Origin of the sequence: Labrys miyagiensis (assembly GCF_030160835.1) — a bacterium.
Taxonomy (GTDB): domain Bacteria; phylum Pseudomonadota; class Alphaproteobacteria; order Rhizobiales; family Labraceae; genus Labrys; species Labrys miyagiensis.
In genome coordinates, this window is record NZ_BSPC01000002.1 from 13,965 (window position 1) to 31,576 (window position 17,612).

The window sequence follows — 17,612 nt, forward strand, 5'->3', positions numbered from 1 at the left end:
TGAAGCGTGAGCACTCTTCTCGATCAGCTGAACAAACTGCGGAACTACAATGCGTGGGTTCGAAGCAGCGATTCCGAGCTCGCGGAGGAATCGCTTGATCAAGGCGCGGGACTTGAATCCTTGGCGCCGGATCCGTCGCCTGAGATGATCGATAGACGGATCGAGCTTGAAAGCATCGTCATGCGCCGCGAGCGGCCGGTGTTGGCAATCCGAGACAACTCGACGAAGCTGGAATTCATCGACGAGGCTGATAGCGAGATCTGGCGAGCGCGATTGGAAAAAGCGAGGCCGATGTTGGATCTGGTCATCCCGGCGATCGGACGTGTCGATCTCACGGGTGCCCCATTAAGCTGGGTAGGCACGGGCTGGTTGGTTGCCGACAACATCATAGTCACCAATCGGCACGTGGCACAGGAGTTTGCCGAGCGCAAAGGCGACGAATTTACTTTCAAGATGGGTGCTGGCGGACAGATCTCGGCAAGCGTCGATTTCCTGCAAGAAATCGACAATTGGAAGCAATTGATCTTCAAACTCATAAAGCCCCTCTACATCGAGCAGGCGCCTGATATCGACGTTGCCTTCTTTGAGATTGAGAAGGTTTCCGGCAATGACAAGCTTGCAAAGCCGATCGACCTCGCCGCGCAGATCGCGGTGACCGAGAACATCGTCACGATCGGCTATCCCGCCTACGACAGCCGTATCCCCGAGCCCGACCTGATGGAGCGGATCTATGGCAAGATTTACAACAAGAAGAGGCTTGCACCCGGCGGGGTTACGAAAGTGGAACCGACGCGCTTGTGGCACAATTGCACGACACTGGGCGGTAATTCGGGCTCCGTCGTCTACGATCTCCACAGGGGAGAGGCGCTGGGGCTTCATTTCAGCGGCAGTTTCCTCAAGACCAACTATGCCGTGCGTGCCGATGTCGTAAGGGGTTTGCTCGATAGGGTAAGGCAAGGGCGCGCCAGCAATCGCGCGGAAACGAGAACCCCGCAAACCAAGCTTCCGGAGCCGCCGGAAATGCTTGCCACAAGGTCAAGTGTGACCGGTGTCGTGCGCCAGCCGGGCAGGCACGGTGTCAGCCTCACCATTCCCCTGAAGGTAAATGTCTCGATCGAGATCGATCCAGCCTGGATCGCCAACCAAAGGCCTCCCCAGAGGCAAGCGTTCGCAGGAGGCGATGATACCGAGGACTATATCGATGAGAACGAGGGGGTTGCTGAGGATTACCGGGACCGCGTTGGCTATGACCCCGCCTTTCTGGGCGCAGAGTTCGAGGTCACCCTGCCGGTCGTCCAGCGTAATGCCGAGGACGTCTTGGAATTCGACGTCGGCGGCAACAAACAGAGCGAGCTTCGTTACGAACACTACTCCGTCGTCATGAGTCGAGGCCGTCGCATGTGCTTCCTGAGTGCCTGCAATATCGACGGCAATCAATCGAGGAAGAGTGCGCGGGTAGCGTGGAAATGGGATCCGCGCATTCCCCGAAGCCAGCAAATCATGAAGGAATGTTATGGCAGTCCGCCCAAGTTCAGCCGCGGACACATGACGCGTCGTGAAGATCCAGGCTGGGGCACGCCCGATATTGCCAAATTGGGCAACGAAGATTCGATGCATGTGACCAACACCACACCACAGATGCAGGCCTTCAACGCTCCGATCTGGCTGGCTCTGGAGGATTACGCCCTCCAACATGCCAAGGAGGATGCGATGAAGATCTCGGTCTTCACTGGTCCCTATTTTAGCGAAAAAGACCCGACCATGTATGGCGTGCGCATTCCGCTTGCCTTCTGGAAGGTCATTGCGTTCATACACGATGAGACCCAGCAGTTGTGCGCAACCGGTTATGAGATGAACCAAGAGCAAAACCTGCAGCCGGAAGAGGAATTCGTGTTCGGCGCCTTCACCTCACCACAACTCAATATGGCCACACAGGTTTCGATCCGTTCGATAGAAGCTCGCAGTGGCGTCGACTTCGGCCGGCTCGTCGATGTAGATCCGCTTGCCAGCAGCTATGAGAGCGTTGAGGGCAGCCCCACCAGAGGCGCGTTACTTACGTTAGAACAAATTCAGTTCGTTCGTTGAGTTCGAGTGTAGGCATAGCACCATCACGTCTTGGAACCCCGGTGGCGCTGCCAGTCCGCTATCGTGAAAGAGGCCGGAAACTCTAGCCTCAGGCGGTCCAACAAATGGGGGCGGATCAAAGAGGCCGGAAACTCTAGCCTCAGGCGGTCCAACAAATGGGGGCGGATCAAATGACCCCAGGACTTTAATCGCCGCTGGATGACAAACGGGGCCAGGTCACATGTAGATCAAAAATTATGACAGCAACACCAGCCGATGCAGGATAACAAACCGCTGGCCGATGAGAACCAACTCAACAGAGTTGCTTCTTCGCAAATCCTATTCGCACAACATCGCAAAGAAGGCGCAAAGCAAATATATACTTTCCGCCGTAATAATCCGTTCTGAAAGTTGGTTTCTACCCTTAATGCTTTCAGCGTCGGTTCGAGGCTAGACCTTGGGGTGGACGATGTGGAGTTGAGAGTGCTGGCCGCCCGGAACTAAATGCTCTACAGTTCGGGCGTCAGGCGACGGAACGAGCGTCTCAGGAATATGGACACACTTTAGGGGCCAAAATGAAAGAGGCGCATTGGGACAGTTTAGTCGCAGGCCTCCAATGGGGAAGCTGCGTCCTGGTTCTTGGCCCTGATATTCCCGCAGTTCCAAGAAGAGGTACCGTTATCGACATTGATAAGGTAGGCAGTGTTCGCGATGCATTTTGCTGTAGATTAGCTGGACTCCTCGAGGACGAAGGCCAACGTGTCGCTGAGCAAACTTTGTTCGCTGTCGCCCAGCAATATGAGGACTCGCCCGCGACCGCAAATCTGAAAACTGTGGCGGCGAGTTTTTTTAGAAATCCGCCTTACGATCCAGGGCCACTACATCAGGCTTTATCCCGACTGCCCTTTAGTCTTATTTTGACGACAAGCCACGATGATCTTTTCGCTAAGGCACTGGGCGCGCAAGAAAAATCTCCATCGCGCTTATGGTACAATTATAGAGGAGAGCCACGCGACAATCGAGACGTGGAAGGTACGCCGTCCCCTGAGGCGCCCATTTTATATCACTTATATGGAACATTTGATGAGCCACGATCTCTTGTCCTTACAGAGAACGATCTACTCGATTTTATGATCAACGTCATACGCGGCCGACCAAAATTACCTGATGGCCTCCAAAGTTTACTCAAGAACAACATACTCCTCTTTGTCGGCTTTGGAATTCGCTATTGGTATATACGGGTCTTATTAAAGTTGCTTCTTAAGGCCTTGGAGTTTTCCACCGGATCTGTTGCGCTCGAATCGCTAAGCGACCTTAACGACCAAGAGCGCGAGCAAACCGTCCTGTTTTACAGACGAGGCACCCGGCTTGAGGTTGTGGAAATGGAAGCCCTAGAATTTGTTCAACAACTGCTTGAGCGTCTTGACAATGCGGGAGGTTACCAAGGCAGGTCTCAAAGACCTCAGCGCCGCGCCCAGATATTCATCAGTTATGAGCGAACGGATCAAGCCGTCGCGAACAAACTGTATGAGGCACTCCCGAAGGATCGTTTCGAGGTTTGGCTTGATACGACATTCCTTCAAGGTGGCGAAGACTGGAACCAAGAATTGGAGGATAAGATAAAAGCTAGCGATATTTTCCTTGTGCTAAATAGTAAAAACTTGGCTAGTAAAGTGATAGGTTTTGTCAACAAAGAAATTGATACTGCGCTGGACCTGCAAAAATATCGGCAGCGAGGAATAGAGTTCGTTGTTCCATTATTGATTGATGGGACGCTGGCGGAGGAGGGCCTAAAGGAACTCCAGAGGTTTCATCAACTCCCGTTGCGGCGTACTTCGTTTGATACTGACATTGCTCAAATCATAAAAAGGATATCTCGCGATCTCCAGCGCATGACTCGCGACCTCAAATCGGAGGCGCTTTGAGATGCTAACAGAGCCTAGAAGCAGATACCCAGGCGCGCAGCCATTTCCGGACGATGCACTTTGGCGAAGGTTGTTTTACGGCCGCGAGCGAGAGTCGATTAAGCTTACTAATCAGATCCTTGCAAACCGTCTCGTTGTAGTGTTCGCGCGCTCAGGAACTGGCAAGAGCTCTCTACTCAACGCCGGCGTTGCAGAGAACCTACGGGCGAACGGCTACATTCCCCTCAACATCCGCTTGAATGTTCCGAAACTTGCGTCTCTCGATCCGATCTACGACACCATTGCTGCCGAGAGCCAACGACAGTCAGTGGAATACGTTGCTGGCGCCAAAGATAGCCTGTGGGATTTCTTGAGAACAGCTGAATTCTGGCGAGACGACGTCCTTTTGGCTCCGGTGCTGATTCTTGATCAGTTTGAAGAGTTGTTCACGCTTCATTCCGAATTCGAGCGCAGCACCTTTGTTGACCAGCTTTCTTACTTGGTGCGTGGTGTGTCACCTCGCATGCAGAATGTTCAGACAGAGGATGCCTCGCAGGTAAGAGCCGACGGCGCTGCCCCTAACGTCAAAATTGTGCTCAGTTTGCGTGAGGACTTTCTCGGTGAACTGGATGAACTCTCAGATAGGATTCCGGGCATTTTAGATGAGCGGTTCCGACTTCTCCCGCTTACGCGATCAGCCGCATCACGAGCATTGTCCGAGCCCGCACGCGTTAATGACCAAAGCCTAGGAGTGCACCCATTTGAACTTGATGCTACAGCACAAGACACGATACTTAATTTCCTGGAAGCTGCGGCTGCCTCTCCGAAAATAATATCGAGAAATGTTGAGCCGTTCCAGCTGCAGCTGATTTGTCAATATCTAGAAAAGGTTGCGAAGGAGAAACAACGCGAAAAGTATCACATTGAGACGAGACTTACGTCGCGTGACATAGGCGGTGAATATCGCTTGCGACGAATACTTAAAGACTTTTTTAGAGAGCAAGTCGCGGCTGTACCTAGAGGTCAGCGACACCGCGTACGTGTCCTCTGCAGTGAATATCTCATTAACCCACAGGGTCGGCGTTTAAGACTAGAGGAGTCGGAGATCAAAAGGATATTGAAAATTGACATCAACACCCTCCACACGCTAGCGCGGGGTAGATTAATTCGGGTCGATATCGTGGCAGATCAGGCCTACTATGAGTTGAGTCACGACTCTCTAATAAAACCAATACTTGAATTAAGAAGACCATATCTTATATTTCAATCGGCATTTCTGATTGTTGTCGTAGTGTTAGGGTTGCTATACGCTTTTGATTTAATTGCTGCACCTATATTGCTGGGCTGGGACAGTCTGGTTGCATTACCAAAATTTCCTTCTTCTACGACTAATATTACACCAAACGACGTGGAATTTAAAAGGAGATTTGATTTATTTATGTTGGTTTCGATTTCTATCATCGGAGGAATTGTGTTGTCGCTTTGGACCTTTGGTAAGTTTCGAGAGCTTGCAGGAAAATGGCGGCGTTGGAGACTTTGAGTAGCGCTGAGTTCGCTCTGGTGGTTGGAATGGGGTCTGGTGGGCGGTGTTATCGACGGGAGCTCGCGCGGAGCCGTCGGCGGAGCGCAGCGCCAGAAACCAGAAATGGCTTCTGTCGGAGGCACTGTCACCGCTTTCGTACAAAACAGGGTCCTTCATGATTGGTCCAGGTGATCCGTAGTTTACAAGGATGCTTTTCGGGTCACTTCAGCTCGTTCGCCAACTTGCTCCAAGGCACCACCTTTATCCCGGGCTGAGCAAGCCATGATGGGACCGCAGCTGGCGAAGCTGAACCTGCATGGGTCGCAATTACGGTCTTTCCGAGATCCAGGCTCTGTTCGACTTCCCAGCGGACCCAACGGCTCTGAGCGGTGCTTTCCGACACGTACACCACAGTGGTCGAACACCGCTTTATCCTTTCGATGATTTTACGCTTTATGTAATCTGCCCGCTCGCTGTCATAGGGCTCGCGAACCGAATGGTCGTTGAACTCGATGTCGCTGTTTTCGTTCTTTGCGTGACTGCGCAGTAGATTTACCTCATTCATGTCTTCTGCTGCAAAGCTGATGAAAACATTCCGCTTCCCACCGGCGAGAGCAGCTTTCGCTTTTTCTTCCAGAGACCGAACGTCTCCAAGGCGATTCCAATTTCCTCCTCCGCCGCCGCCCATTATTCTGCCCTTCCGAACTTGAATTCGTTGCACGCAATGCACTCACCGCACGCTTGTTCGCCGCCTTCGTGGCAGGAATAGGTGCCAACTATTCCCTTCAGCTGAGCAAGCTCCACAACGTCGATCTTGTGAAATTGGGACAGCGGCGCGAGCACTTTGATGGTTCGGCCCATGCTGCGTTCGATCATCCTCTCCGCCTCCGAAAGAAAGGCCGACGTTTGATCCGGGAAAAGACTGGTTTCCTCATGGAGTAGGCCAATGGACACGGCATCGGCTTTTTTCTGAAAGGCGTAGGCGGCTGCAACAAGAAGGAAAAGCAAGTTTCGGCCAGGAGTGAAAGCGTCGTTGACGATATGTAATGAGCGATCCGTCAAACCCGATCGAACGAGAGATCCGAAGCCAGATAAGTGCGCGATCTTTGGCTCCGGAAGATCGAGCCTCGCCATTGCTTTTTTGCATGCGGCAAGTTCCCGATCTCTTGACCGTTGTCCATAGTCAACGAAGAGGGGATATTGAACCAGACCCTCCTCCCGAGCTAAGGCTGCGACCAGGGTGGAGTCGAGACCGCCCGAAACCAGCGTTACGATGCTCATATCCTGGTACCTTCCTGCTTATTTGCCACTCTCATTACAATCCAGATTGCCCAGTCCAAGATCCCCACTGGAAATCCAAGCGCGCGAGCATGGTCACACATGCTTAACTCGTCGCACCGGTATCGCTTCATGGTTGTGAGAGGCTTTGATTGCGCAGTGCGCAGGCCGATCAGCCGCATGTAGTCCAATACGTGCCGATCGAGGATAGCGAGGTCATAGCTCACTCCCGTATTTCTCAAGAACATGCTCGCCTGCTTCGGGCCAAATCCAGGGGCCATTTCGACCAACCAATCTCGCATCGCATAGGGGCTTTCTGACGTCGCCAAAAGAGACCCGAGTGTCCCAAACTGCTCGGATACGCGTCGCTTTGTCGCCGCCAGTTGCCGAGCACGAGCGACCGGAAACCGGTAACTCCGGCCTCCATTTGGGCGCTTTAGTATCGCAATTAGACGTTCCGTGAGGTCTTCTTGACAATTTCTATCGTATAGAACTCCTTCGGCCTCGATTGCGGAGGCTGCATTGGCGGCGAGCATATATGGAACTTGACTGCTCAAAAGGCACGCTGAAAGTTCCCACCACAACCGGCGCTCACTCGTTGCTCCGAAATTTCCTGCGATTCGACTCTCGATTTCCGGACAGATGGCGCAGACCGCAGTGGTCAGCTCTCGAGCAGTGAAGGCTTTCATCGGAACAAACCTTCTACCTCTCGGTTCATTTGCTGCGCGGCTGCCTTTCCGATTCGCTCAGCGATGAAGGCTTCCAGGCGGTTGTTCGAAATAGCGTTCCGTAGTTCCCGCATAAAGGCAGTGTAGTAGTCGATGTTGTGGAAGGCGACCTTACCAGCGAAGTCGATGTTGTCGTCGAGGAAGGCTGCACGCGTGACCGGAGAGTCCGCTACTCCTGTCTGAAAGTTGAAAAAGTCGTAGTGCTGGAAGTGGTGAAGCCGGTCGTGCTGCATGTCTGCGACAACCCGGCACCACTCGAGGCCATCGAAAGTGTCCGCGCCCGCGGCCGTCAAAATCGCGATGCTCCAGGGGTTACCGGTGCCAAGGAGGTGTATCGGCTGATAGTACGGAAGCCGACCGAGCCTAGCTCTAATCGCCATCATCGTTCTGCAGCGCTGGAGAAGGCCAACTCCAAGCTCGCGCTCAGGAATGCCGATTAACTCTGGCTGAAGTTCTTGCGCGACCGCGAAAGCGGTATCAATGAGTATCTCGATATCGTGTCCGCCCCGGGCCTTTTTTGGCGCATGGACAACTGGGAGAGTCTTCAAGCTCGTTGCTGATCGGTCACGCGCGACGGCGCTAATAATTGATCGCGCAGCGACGTCTGGCCTTCTGCTTGGCCGTATATCGTCAAAGCAAAAGATCCAATCGTATGAGGTACCGCTCAACGCGGCGGCCAGATCGGAAGGTTTCCACCGCTTGTTGGTGAGCCTTGAAGCTTCGTAGTTGCCCGAATCTACAAGCACAAATCCGCCGTTCTTACGGTATTCCTCCAATGCTACTCTCAATTGCTCCGGCTTGCGTCGCGCTACCAGATCCCACGCTGAGACCAGCAGGGTAGGATATCGAGAAACATTTAGCGCCTTTACAGCTTCGCTCGGTTTTAGCTGCGTCTCGAACGAAGATGTAGACAGGAAAAGACAGGGCAGATCCAATCCGTTCAAAGTTGCGGGTCGCCTTGGTCGATGGCGAGCCGGCACAACCGCTTCAATCCGGTTCACTAGCGCTCTCAAGCCGGGGTGATCGAACTGCTCATCCCATTCAGACAGATCGCTGTTAGAATAGCCTCCGAATCCGTACGCTGCATCGCTTCCGTCCAATGTGACTGAGACGACGGGTACCTTGTTCTTCTCGGCGAGGCGCACTTCGTCATTGACCGTATCCTTCCGTCGAGATGTCTTGGACCAGAAGACAACCACACATCTGGCCTTTTTGATTTCCTCTTCAATCTCGGTCGCAAAGCGGTGGCGGATCATTTGGTCCCACCACACGCTCCAGGTCTGCGAAAAGAATTCGAATAATTTTGCTACCTGTCTTCGATCCTCTTTGCCGTAAATCAAATAGATATCAGTCACGCCCCCTCCAAATCGCAACGTGAGCTATACAATCTGTAAATCTAAGTAGTTATGTGTGCAACACTAGTTTGTAGAGTTCACGGAGTTAAGCGCTCCAGCCGGCCAAGTACAGCGCCGTTGAAAAGTCGTTGGTTGTTTCGCAGTTTGCAAAATCAGCAAAAGGGGGCTCTACAGATCTGGCTTCCACTAGTGCGATGCATCGCACACCCTCGCCGTTGAGCCGCTTTGCAGTTCGGATCCCTTCCTCGTCAATGCCGTCGACGAGTATAAGAACCGTCGAGAACTGCTCCCGCTCTAAGTCGACCACTTCAAGGGCTGGGCAAATTGTATTCAAACCGAGTTCCGCTAAGCCAAATCGAGCCTCTTCGATTGTGTAGCGCCGTCCCAAAGTATCTATCGCCCCCAAAAGAAGCACATTTCCCGTGTCGCTAATCGGATGTCTTTCGATAAAGCCATCGGCATCAATCGGGCTGAGAGGGGCAAGAGGATTGTCGCAATAAGAGGCGACATGCATGGAAGCCAAACAGGCAGCATCGTGAGGGTCGTGTTTCGCCTCAGCCCAGTAATGTGCGAACGCCGCGGTGAATATATCACCGGTTCCAATCTTAAACACGCGTTTGCTGAGGAAAGGAGGAACAATAGACCGCGCCGAACCGCGGGAGAAAACGAGAGCGCCTTTGACACCCCTTTTAACGATGACGCACGCGGTCCGCCGGTCCATCAGTATCGCATTTGCGGCATCAACCAGGTTGCTGGTTCGAGCTGCGGCTTGGAGTTCGCGCTCGTTGAGGACGAGGGCCAATTCGTTGGTGCTCGAACCGTTCTGATGAAAAGGATCCACATTCTGTGCGCTTTGGGGGTCGTAGACAGTCCTATCCGCTGCAACGATAGCGTCCCCCTCGATGAAACCAAACCGCAGCACAGCATCGCCCTGGACCTTAAGTGAGGGCATTTTCTTAATCTCTGCTCTCGGCGGCTGCAGGTAAGGGCGAGAAAGTGGGTGAAAATAGCCAAATACGATTGGAGTATCTCGGGCCGCGAAGGTTGCCTGGATCGCCAAATCCTGTCGGACGCGATCAAGGCCTCCTTCGCTTTCGATATAAGAGTGCAGCCGGCTATTGGGTGATAGATTGCCTAGAGCGCGGGCTGCTCGACCGCCGGAGCCCCTAATGACGTCCCAGGAGGGGTGAAGGCACAGCTCCCGATAGAGACCGCCTGCGATTTCCATATCCGATTTCTCCAGTGCAAATATCCCTTAGCGCGAAATCCCGTAGGAGGACGAACGGCATGCCGACATGCCGTGGAGCAACGCCAGGGTGAGAATGCCCCACTGCAGAATCATCGCGATAGGCAATGGGATCTAGAATCATATCCACATAACAAAGCTTAATGTTGAGATGCTCCCTATATGTCTTGACACAAGGGTTTTCAAAACTTGCAGACTGCTGGACTCTAATTTTGATCTGCCATTTGGAGCCATAGCGCAACCTGTCGCGGATTGGGACGGACCGAGTGCCATCTGGGCGATGGATGGCAATGGAAGCGCTGTCGTTGACGTCTAGTTCTGTTGTGGCTTGCAGACGTAGCTCGTGGCCGACATTGCGACCGCGAACGGCGATACCGATCATGAGATAGGCGTGTGGCATCGGACGGCATCGCCTCATTTACCTGCCTCAGGGTTTAGGTTACGATCTGCCGTCGTTCGGTTCGAGCTCTCGGCTACAGCGCGACGTTCGCAATCAACGCGGCCATCTCCAGCGTCCCGCGAACAACATGATAAATGAGTTGCTTGTAGATCTTGGCGTTTAGTGAAAGCCAACCATCACAAGCCAGTCAGTCTCGGCTAAATTGAGATGTACGGGAGGTGTATGATTCCGCTGACGAGCGGAATGGTAAAAATCTTCTTACTCCAGCACAACGTGACGAGGATATAGTCGATAGACCCGTAACAGCTTACGAACTCGCAATGAATATTGCCAATCGCACGGTTCGTTGTAAATCTTTGATAGCCTACAAGCCAGACCTCGGTGCCATACCACCCAGATCTGCGGCGTGGGGAATTGGCGTCCGTCAAAATTGTGCTCGCTGTTCTAACGCCTAAAAGCTTGGCATCTCAATGGATGTTGTTCGAGCTAAGGGCAGCTTGGCGTCAGGCCATGCGTAATATTCCGCTTCTTGCTGGGCCAAACCCTGAGGATGTACCGGGGCCAACGCAAGGCATGGCGGGCGGTTAGGTCGCGAGCGCCGCAGGGCTCAATCAATTTCTCGATCAGCTTGCTATGATAACTAGGTGTCCTGAGCGGGACAGACTTACCTCCTTGGCAAAGTTGGAAGAACTTGCAAATTATGTATCGAGCATATCATTCTATGAAGGGACCGAGCGTGAAGTAAAGTCATACCACGGTTCCAAGTGTGCCCGCCTATGGGTTAGGCTGCGACAATTATAAGATAGTTTCGTGTACAAACTTAGTATATTTATGACTTGGAGAGAGACACAGTCGATACTTAGAATTGGTAAATTAAATTTACCACAAAAGAAAATATTGAAATTGTTGGTATTTTTATTTACGAATGAATTGCATTGAGTGCGTATAGAACGGAACCTAATTCGCTTAGTACACCACGTAAGATGACCTCCTGAACTGTACCGCGAATCTGACGCATGAAACGAGAATTACAATAGGTTGTGCACCATACTTGGGTAGGGAAAACAACTATGCCGCGCCCTCTATGTTTCATCGCCATGCCTTTCGGTCAAAAGACAGCAGAGGGGCGAATAGTCGACTTCAACTCCGTGTGGCATGAGATCATTGCCAAGGCCATCAGTGCAGTCGGCATGGAGTCTTTGCGTGCGGATGAGGAACAAGCCGGTGGCATCATCCACAAGCCAATGTTCGAGCGCCTAGTCCTTTGCGAGTTTGCAGTTGTTGATTTGACGTTCGCCAACGCAAACGTCTTCTACGAGCTTGGGGTGCGTCACGCGGCCCGACCTCAGACTAGCGTCCTCATCATGGCCGATAATGTGAGATTGCCCTTTGACGTAGCGATGCTCCGTACCTTGCCGTACAGATTAGGGAGCGATGGCGTACCATCACATGGAGAAGAAGACTCGGAAAGACTGGCCGCGTTGCTTCGTGAATGTCGAAAGGCGCGTGCCAAGGATAGTCCGCTCTTTCAACTGTTGGACGGCATCACGCCTCTGAGCGTTCCGAGCGACAAGACAGACGTCTTTCGCGAGCAGGTCGGATACTCTAAGCGAATGAAAGCGGAGCTTGCTCGAGCCCGCAAATCCGGGCGAGACGCGATAAATGAGGTACGAAAAGCCTTGGGTGAGATCGAAGATGTAGAGTCTGGAGTCGCGATTGATTTGCTACTTTCTTACAGGGCGATCAGCGATTGGCCGGGAATGATCGATCTTGTCTCGGACATGCCGGAGGCGCTTTCCTCGACGGTGATGGTGCAGGAGCAATACGCTTTTGCGCTAAACCGAGCAGGCCGTGGGGACGATGCAGAGCGCATTCTCCTGGAACTGATAGACGCTCGTGGCCCCTCAAGCGAGACGCTCGGCATCCTGGGCCGAGTATACAAGGACAGGTGGGAGGTGGCGGCGAAATCGGGTGAAACCGTTCGGGCACGAGTTCTACTCAAAAAAGCAATCGACGCTTATCGCCGCGGCTTCGAGGCTGACTGGCGAGATCACTACCCGGGTATCAACGCCGTGACGCTTATGGAGCTTAGTGACGTGCCCGATACGGAGCAGGCCAGGATCTTACCTGTTGTTAGCTATTCGGTAGAGAGACGGATCGCGGCCGGCAGGCCCGACTATTGGGACTGGGCGACCCTTCTCGAATTGGCCGTTCTCACAATGGACCGTGCCACCGGCGAAAGAGCCTTGGGAGAAGCTTTGACGGTCATGCGAGAATCCTGGGAGCCTCGAACGACGGCACGCAACTTGAAGTTAATCCGTGAGGCTAGAACGAAACGCGGAAAAGACTTTCCTTTTGCTTCAATGGCGGAGGACACGCTTCAATCAGAGGCCGAAAAGCACGACGACCAGTCAAAGTGTCAAAGTATGGAGTAATTGGGCAATTCAATATTTAGGGCAGGAAAGGGGTGCATATGAACCTGCTTGATCGGCTTCAGAACCATGGTCCCAAACGCATTCTGGCGCTCGACGGAGGCGGCATACGAGGCGCTCCTACTTTGGGATACGTGAATGCTCCACCGGCTAAAGCCGGTGGCTTCATGATTTGATGTCTGAAGCCATCTCGTCGACAGTCGTCGACTACAACACCTCAAAGTCATCGTCCGGAGTTGGTGGCTGCTGATCCTCGATATAACGCTTCCGGACTTCGTCTGTGACGTTGCCGCTCGATGCAACCCAGTACCCTCTGCCCCAAAGATGCTGCCCCCAGTAGCGCCGCCGCAGGCTGGCAAACTCTGACAGCAGCTTGTGCGAACTCTTGCCCTTGAGGAACTGCACTGCTCGTGACACCGATAGTTGCGGCGGAATGCCGATCAACATGTGAACATGGTCGCGGTTGATCGCGCCAGCATAGATCGTCATCTCATGGCTGCGCGATATCTCGCGCAGCAACTCACGACAGCGCTGCCCAACATCACCCCCTTAGGATCGGGTAACGATACTTAGTTACCCACACCACGTGGAATTTGCAGTCCCATACCGTGTGACTTCCACTCTTAGGATCGCGCATGCTCCCACGTTAGCATCCCATCCCTGCCGCCTGAAGGTGGGGGGTTTACGGATCCCCAAGAGGGGACTCTAAAACGCATCGAAAATATCCTTCGCGCATCGCATGGCCGGCCAGATCTTGTCTTGGCTGACTACTTCGACCTGATTGGTGGGACCAGCACCGGGGCTATCATTGCCGCAGCCCTTGCAAAAGGAATGGGTGCCCACGAGGTCGAGAAGATCTACCTCGATTTCGGGGGGAGGTATTTAATAATCGAAAAGACGACACGGGTCTTCCTCGCCCCGGCCTTCTTCGTGGTCGGTATAGCGCTGAGCCGCTACGTCGGAAGCTGAAGGAGTTTTTCGGAGAATTGACACTTGGCGATCAGGCCGTTCGCACAGGACTTTGTATCGTCACCAAACGAGCAGATACGAACAGTACGTGGCCACTGCTGAACCACCCCAATGGCCGATATTTCGACGCCAATCGACAAATTCTTCTGCGCCGCGCTGTACGGCAAGCACAGCGGCGCCTACCTTTTTCGACCCCGAGGCGATTGACATCGGCGGCACTATCAAAGGTGCCTTCGTGGATGGCGGCGTTAGCTTGCACAACAATCCGGCACTTCTCCTATTCTTGGTCGCGACACTAAGAGGCTTTCCCTTCCGCTGGCCTATTGATGAGCATAAGTTGCTGCTGGTTTCAGTCGGTACCGGCTACTGGGATGAAGCGCGTAGCTTCGAGAAGGTCATGAGCGCGCTTGTGGGATTGGGCCTCGACCGTTCCTAGCATGCTAATGGACGATGCCTCATGGCTTAACCAGCTACTCTTGCAATATCTGGCCGCGAGCCCGACGGCAACGGTGATTGATAACGAAGTAGGTAGCTTGGAGGATGATCTCTTAGGTGACCGTCCGACACTCACTTATCTCCGATACAATGCAAGGCTTGAGCATCAAGCACTTCGCGAACTCGGCCTTAGCGCGCTCGCAAGTCGTGCGGAACAATTGAGGGACATGAGCCGGCCTGCCAATCGTCAAGACCTGAACTTAATCGGCGAAATGGCTGCCCAACAAGCTGTCGCGAGCAGTCACTTCCCTTCGGAATTCAATATTCGAACGTAGTAAATAAGGTGGCTTGAGCCAATGATTCTAAGTTGACGCTTCCGCTATCGGCGGCCGGGAATTCCCATCAACCGTTTCGACGGCGAGAGGCGGCGATGCTCAATTTCTGTGGAATAAAAAACACCTCAGAAATTCGTTGCCGTCCACGGCCTGATCCACCACGACTTTAACTAGGAGCGCCACCTTGTCAGCCGGCAAATCTAAAAGCAGAGACGCTCGGCCGCCCTTGTCGAGTGGCGGGGCGTTGCGGTTTAGGCCGCGCTTCGGTTTCAAAATCCGGGTTACTCTGACAACACCATAGCAATGAAGGTATTAGTTGGACCAGGCTCAGGACGCGAATTTTACAACGGGTGCTGCCTTGAAGTATCGGGCTTTTTTTAGCTACGCGCGCACAGATGATAATGTCGCCAATTGGCTCCATCGTCAGCTTGACAAATATCGAACACCAAAAGCGTTAGTCGGAAGCGATGGGCAGTTCGGTGAAGTTCCGGCGAAACTGTTCCCGATTTTTCGTGATCGCACCGACCTTGAGGCGGGAGGGCATGTCGCCGTAGTGCTACAACAAGCGCTCGAGACAAGCGAATTGCTCATCGTGCTCTGCACACCGACATCAGCAAAAAGCCAATGGGTGAACCGTGAATGTGAAACTTTTATTAAACTCGGGCGTGAGAAACGGATTTTTCCAGTAATTGCTGCTGGAGAGCCGGACAGTGTGGATCCGGATGCCGAATGCTTTCCACCAGCTCTGCGAGGCAAGGGATTGCTCGCTGCGGACCTTCGCGAAATCAAGCTGAAGACGGGACGTCTTATAGGTGATGGTCGCAAGGGTGGTCGCCTCAAGTTGATCGCCGGTTTACTCGGCGTGCCGTTGGACAAACTCATCCAAAGAGAACGTGCGAGGCGACGTAGGATGACGGCGTTGCTATCTGCTTTTGCGACTTTGTTTGTGGGTATCGCTATGGTGGCTGTATGGCAGTCGCAGGTGGCAGAGGTTCGCCACGTGCAGTCCATCGCGAACGAGACTCGGGCACTCACTACCGTTTCCGTTGAACCGGCCTCACGGAACCTCAGTAACGAGGTGATAAAGCTGGCAATAGCTCGCTGGAAAAGGAGCAAAACGGATACGGCCCGTTCGGAGCAGGATACCACTCTCGATGCTCTTTCCGGTGCAACATCCGAATCGCCCTACACTCGACTTTTTCGCCACGACGGCCCCGTGTCCGGCGCCTTGTTGCTTCCGGACGGACGTCGGGTGCTGTCCTGGTCAACGGACAGCACGCTGCGACTGTGGGATCTAGCCACCGGACAACAGATCGGTCCGGCCATGATGCATGATCTAGCCGTCGAAGGTGCCGTGCTGGCGCCGGGCGGCCAGCGGGTGCTGTCCTGGTCTCGCGACAAGACGCTGCGGCAGTGGGATCTCGCCAGCGGTCGTCAGATCGGGCCGGCCATGGCCCATACTGGGTTCGTCCGAGGCGCGCTGTTGTTGCACGACGGCCAGCGGGCCTTATCATGGTCCGAGGATGGAACGCTGCGGCTGTGGGACCTCGCCACCGGCCGCCAGATCGGACCGGCCATGGCACACCTGGCCTCGGTCTCGGGCGCACTGCTACTTCCAAGCAATCAGCAAGCGGTATCCTGGTCTAACGACCGGACGGTGCGACTGTGGGACCTTACCACCGGCCGACAAATCGGCCCAGCCATGCAGCACAACGGCGAAGTCATGGGTGCCCTGTTGTTCCCGGACGGCAAGCGGGCGCTGTCCTGGTCGGCCGGCAACGAACTGAGGCAGTGGGATCTGGCGACAGGCCTACAGATCGGCCCAGCAATGTCGCATGACGGTATCGTCGTGGGTGCTGTGCTGTTTCCTGACGGCCAGCGGGCACTGTCCTGGTCTGTGGACAAGACTCTGCGGCAGTGGGACCTCGCCACCGGCCGGCAGATCGGTCCGGCCATGATTCACGTGGCCAATATCAATAACGCGGTGCTGCTACCAGGCGGCCAGCGGGCGCTATCATGGTCGGATGATGAAGCGCTGCACCTGTGGGACCTTGCTACCGGCCGGCGGATTGACCCGGCCATGCTAGACGGGCGCGAGGTCAACGGCGTCTTGATGCCGGACGGCCAACGGGCACTCGCTTGGTCTGGTGACGGCAAGTTGCGGCTGTGGGACCTTGCTACGCTAGACCAGATTGGCCCGGCCATGTCGCATGAGGACACTATCTGGGGAGCCTTGCCGCTCCCGGACGGCCAGCGAGTGCTGTCCTGGTCCCCAGACAGTACGCTGCGGCTGTGGGACCTCGCGACAGGCCGGCAGCTCGGGCCGGCCATGATGCACCCGGCAGGCGTCAACGGCGTCTTGCCGTTTTTCGATGGTCAACGAGCCCTGTCCTGGTCTGCGGACAAAACACTGCGGCTATGGGACCTCGCCTCGGGGCGGCAGATCGGCCCGTCTATGGCGCATGACGACGCCATTTGGGGAGCCTTGCTTCTGCCGGACAACCAGCGGGCGCTGTCGTGGTCAGCGGACAAGACGCTGCGGCTGTGGGACCTCGCCAATGGCCGGCAGATCGGCAAGGCCATGATGCACGCGGCCAGTGTCAATGGCGCTCTGCTTCTGCCGGACAACCAGCGAGCGCTGTCGTGGTCAGCGGATAACACACTACGCCTGTGGGACCTCGCCGACCACCGGCAGATCGGCCCAGCCATGATGCACGATGCCAGTGTCAATGGCGCCTTGCTCCTGCCGGACAACCAGCGGGCGCTGTCGTGGTCAGCAGACAACACCCTGCGGCTGTGGGACCTCGCCAACGGCCGGCAGATCGGCCCGGCCATGATGCACGATGCCAGTGTCAATGGCGCCTCGCTCTTGCCGGATAACCAGCGGGCGCTGTCGTGGTCAGCGGACAACACGCTGCGCCTGTGGGACCTCGCCAACGGCCGG

Annotated in this window: 13 protein-coding genes and 1 pseudogene; 8 read left to right on the plus strand and 6 right to left on the minus strand. The window is 54.5% G+C overall.

The window, feature by feature from the left end; genetic code table 11:
• Positions 1 to 6 precede the first annotated feature (6 nt).
• The 3 genes from QQL24_RS00125 to QQL24_RS00135 all read left to right on the plus strand — a co-directional run bounded on the left by QQL24_RS00125 (position 7) and on the right by QQL24_RS00135 (position 5,508).
• Positions 7 to 2,085: a DNA/RNA non-specific endonuclease gene (locus QQL24_RS00125; RefSeq protein ID WP_284309839.1), complete on the plus strand. Its 2,079-nt coding sequence runs from the start codon at positions 7 to 9 to the stop codon at positions 2,083 to 2,085.
• Positions 2,086 to 2,639: 554 nt separating this feature from the next.
• On the plus strand, positions 2,640 to 3,989 hold the full coding sequence (locus QQL24_RS00130; protein WP_284309840.1) for a TIR domain-containing protein: 1,350 nt from the start codon (positions 2,640 to 2,642) through the stop codon (positions 3,987 to 3,989).
• A gap of 1 nt (position 3,990) precedes the next feature.
• Positions 3,991 to 5,508: an nSTAND1 domain-containing NTPase gene (locus tag QQL24_RS00135; RefSeq protein WP_284309841.1), complete on the plus strand. Its 1,518-nt coding sequence runs from the start codon at positions 3,991 to 3,993 to the stop codon at positions 5,506 to 5,508.
• A gap of 202 nt (positions 5,509 to 5,710) precedes the next feature.
• Here the strand turns inward: QQL24_RS00135 and QQL24_RS00140 are convergent, their stop codons facing one another.
• From QQL24_RS00140 to QQL24_RS00155, 5 genes are all read right to left on the minus strand, one after another.
• On the minus strand, positions 5,711 to 6,178 hold the full coding sequence (locus QQL24_RS00140) for a TIR domain-containing protein (RefSeq protein WP_284309842.1): 468 nt from the start codon (positions 6,176 to 6,178) through the stop codon (positions 5,711 to 5,713).
• Positions 6,178 to 6,771 (minus strand): 7-cyano-7-deazaguanine synthase, encoded by a 594-nt coding sequence (locus QQL24_RS00145; protein WP_284309843.1) that lies wholly within the window; start codon positions 6,769 to 6,771, stop codon positions 6,178 to 6,180. Before QQL24_RS00145 ends, QQL24_RS00140 begins: the two co-directional genes overlap by 1 nt.
• Positions 6,768 to 7,457, minus strand: coding sequence for an 8-oxoguanine DNA glycosylase (locus tag QQL24_RS36505; RefSeq protein ID WP_431310618.1), 690 nt, complete (start codon positions 7,455 to 7,457; stop codon positions 6,768 to 6,770). Before QQL24_RS36505 ends, QQL24_RS00145 begins: the two co-directional genes overlap by 4 nt.
• Complete coding sequence (locus QQL24_RS00150; protein WP_284309844.1) at positions 7,454 to 8,851, minus strand: TIR domain-containing protein; 1,398 nt, start codon at positions 8,849 to 8,851, stop codon at positions 7,454 to 7,456. Before QQL24_RS00150 ends, QQL24_RS36505 begins: the two co-directional genes overlap by 4 nt.
• A gap of 85 nt (positions 8,852 to 8,936) precedes the next feature.
• Positions 8,937 to 10,079, minus strand: a complete 1,143-nt coding sequence (locus QQL24_RS00155) for a carbohydrate kinase family protein (RefSeq protein WP_284309845.1) — start codon at positions 10,077 to 10,079, stop codon at positions 8,937 to 8,939.
• A gap of 1,488 nt (positions 10,080 to 11,567) precedes the next feature.
• Between QQL24_RS00155 and QQL24_RS00160 the strand changes: the two genes are divergently transcribed.
• Entirely contained in the window at positions 11,568 to 12,932 is a 1,365-nt protein-coding gene (locus QQL24_RS00160) for a TRAFs-binding domain-containing protein (protein ID WP_284309846.1), read from the plus strand.
• Between the two features lie 204 nt (positions 12,933 to 13,136).
• Here QQL24_RS00160 and tnpA read toward each other — a convergent pair.
• Positions 13,137 to 13,566, minus strand: a pseudogene (gene tnpA, locus QQL24_RS00165) (IS200/IS605 family transposase).
• A 122-nt stretch (positions 13,567 to 13,688) separates the two neighbouring features.
• Between tnpA and QQL24_RS00170 the strand changes: the two are divergent.
• The 4 genes from QQL24_RS00170 to QQL24_RS00185 all read left to right on the plus strand — a co-directional run.
• A complete protein-coding gene (locus QQL24_RS00170) occupies positions 13,689 to 13,898 on the plus strand; it encodes a patatin-like phospholipase family protein (protein ID WP_284309849.1) in 210 nt (69 codons plus the stop codon).
• Between the two features lie 88 nt (positions 13,899 to 13,986).
• Entirely contained in the window at positions 13,987 to 14,334 is a 348-nt protein-coding gene (locus QQL24_RS00175; protein ID WP_284309850.1) for a patatin-like phospholipase domain-containing protein, read from the plus strand.
• A gap of 7 nt (positions 14,335 to 14,341) precedes the next feature.
• A complete protein-coding gene (locus tag QQL24_RS00180) occupies positions 14,342 to 14,668 on the plus strand; it encodes a patatin-like phospholipase domain-containing protein (protein WP_284309852.1) in 327 nt (108 codons plus the stop codon).
• A 316-nt stretch (positions 14,669 to 14,984) separates the two neighbouring features.
• A partial coding sequence (locus QQL24_RS00185) for a toll/interleukin-1 receptor domain-containing protein (protein WP_284309853.1) occupies positions 14,985 to 17,612 on the plus strand: 2,628 nt, incomplete at its 3' end.

Bases quoted from the DNA above. Each gene is read 5' to 3' on its own strand.
- QQL24_RS00130 (WP_284309840.1), top strand. From the start codon at position 2,640: ATGAAAGAGGCGCATTGGGACAGTTTAGTCGCAGGCCTCCAATGGGGA.
- QQL24_RS00180 (WP_284309852.1), top strand. From the start codon at position 14,342: ATGGACGATGCCTCATGGCTTAACCAGCTACTCTTGCAATATCTGGCC.
- QQL24_RS00155 (WP_284309845.1), bottom strand. From the start codon at position 10,079: ATGGAAATCGCAGGCGGTCTCTATCGGGAGCTGTGCCTTCACCCCTCC.
- QQL24_RS36505 (WP_431310618.1), bottom strand. From the start codon at position 7,457: ATGAAAGCCTTCACTGCTCGAGAGCTGACCACTGCGGTCTGCGCCATC.
- QQL24_RS00145 (WP_284309843.1), bottom strand. From the start codon at position 6,771: ATGAGCATCGTAACGCTGGTTTCGGGCGGTCTCGACTCCACCCTGGTC.
- QQL24_RS00140 (WP_284309842.1), bottom strand. From the start codon at position 6,178: ATGGGCGGCGGCGGAGGAGGAAATTGGAATCGCCTTGGAGACGTTCGG.
- QQL24_RS00135 (WP_284309841.1), top strand. From the start codon at position 3,991: ATGCTAACAGAGCCTAGAAGCAGATACCCAGGCGCGCAGCCATTTCCG.
- QQL24_RS00160 (WP_284309846.1), top strand. From the start codon at position 11,568: ATGCCGCGCCCTCTATGTTTCATCGCCATGCCTTTCGGTCAAAAGACA.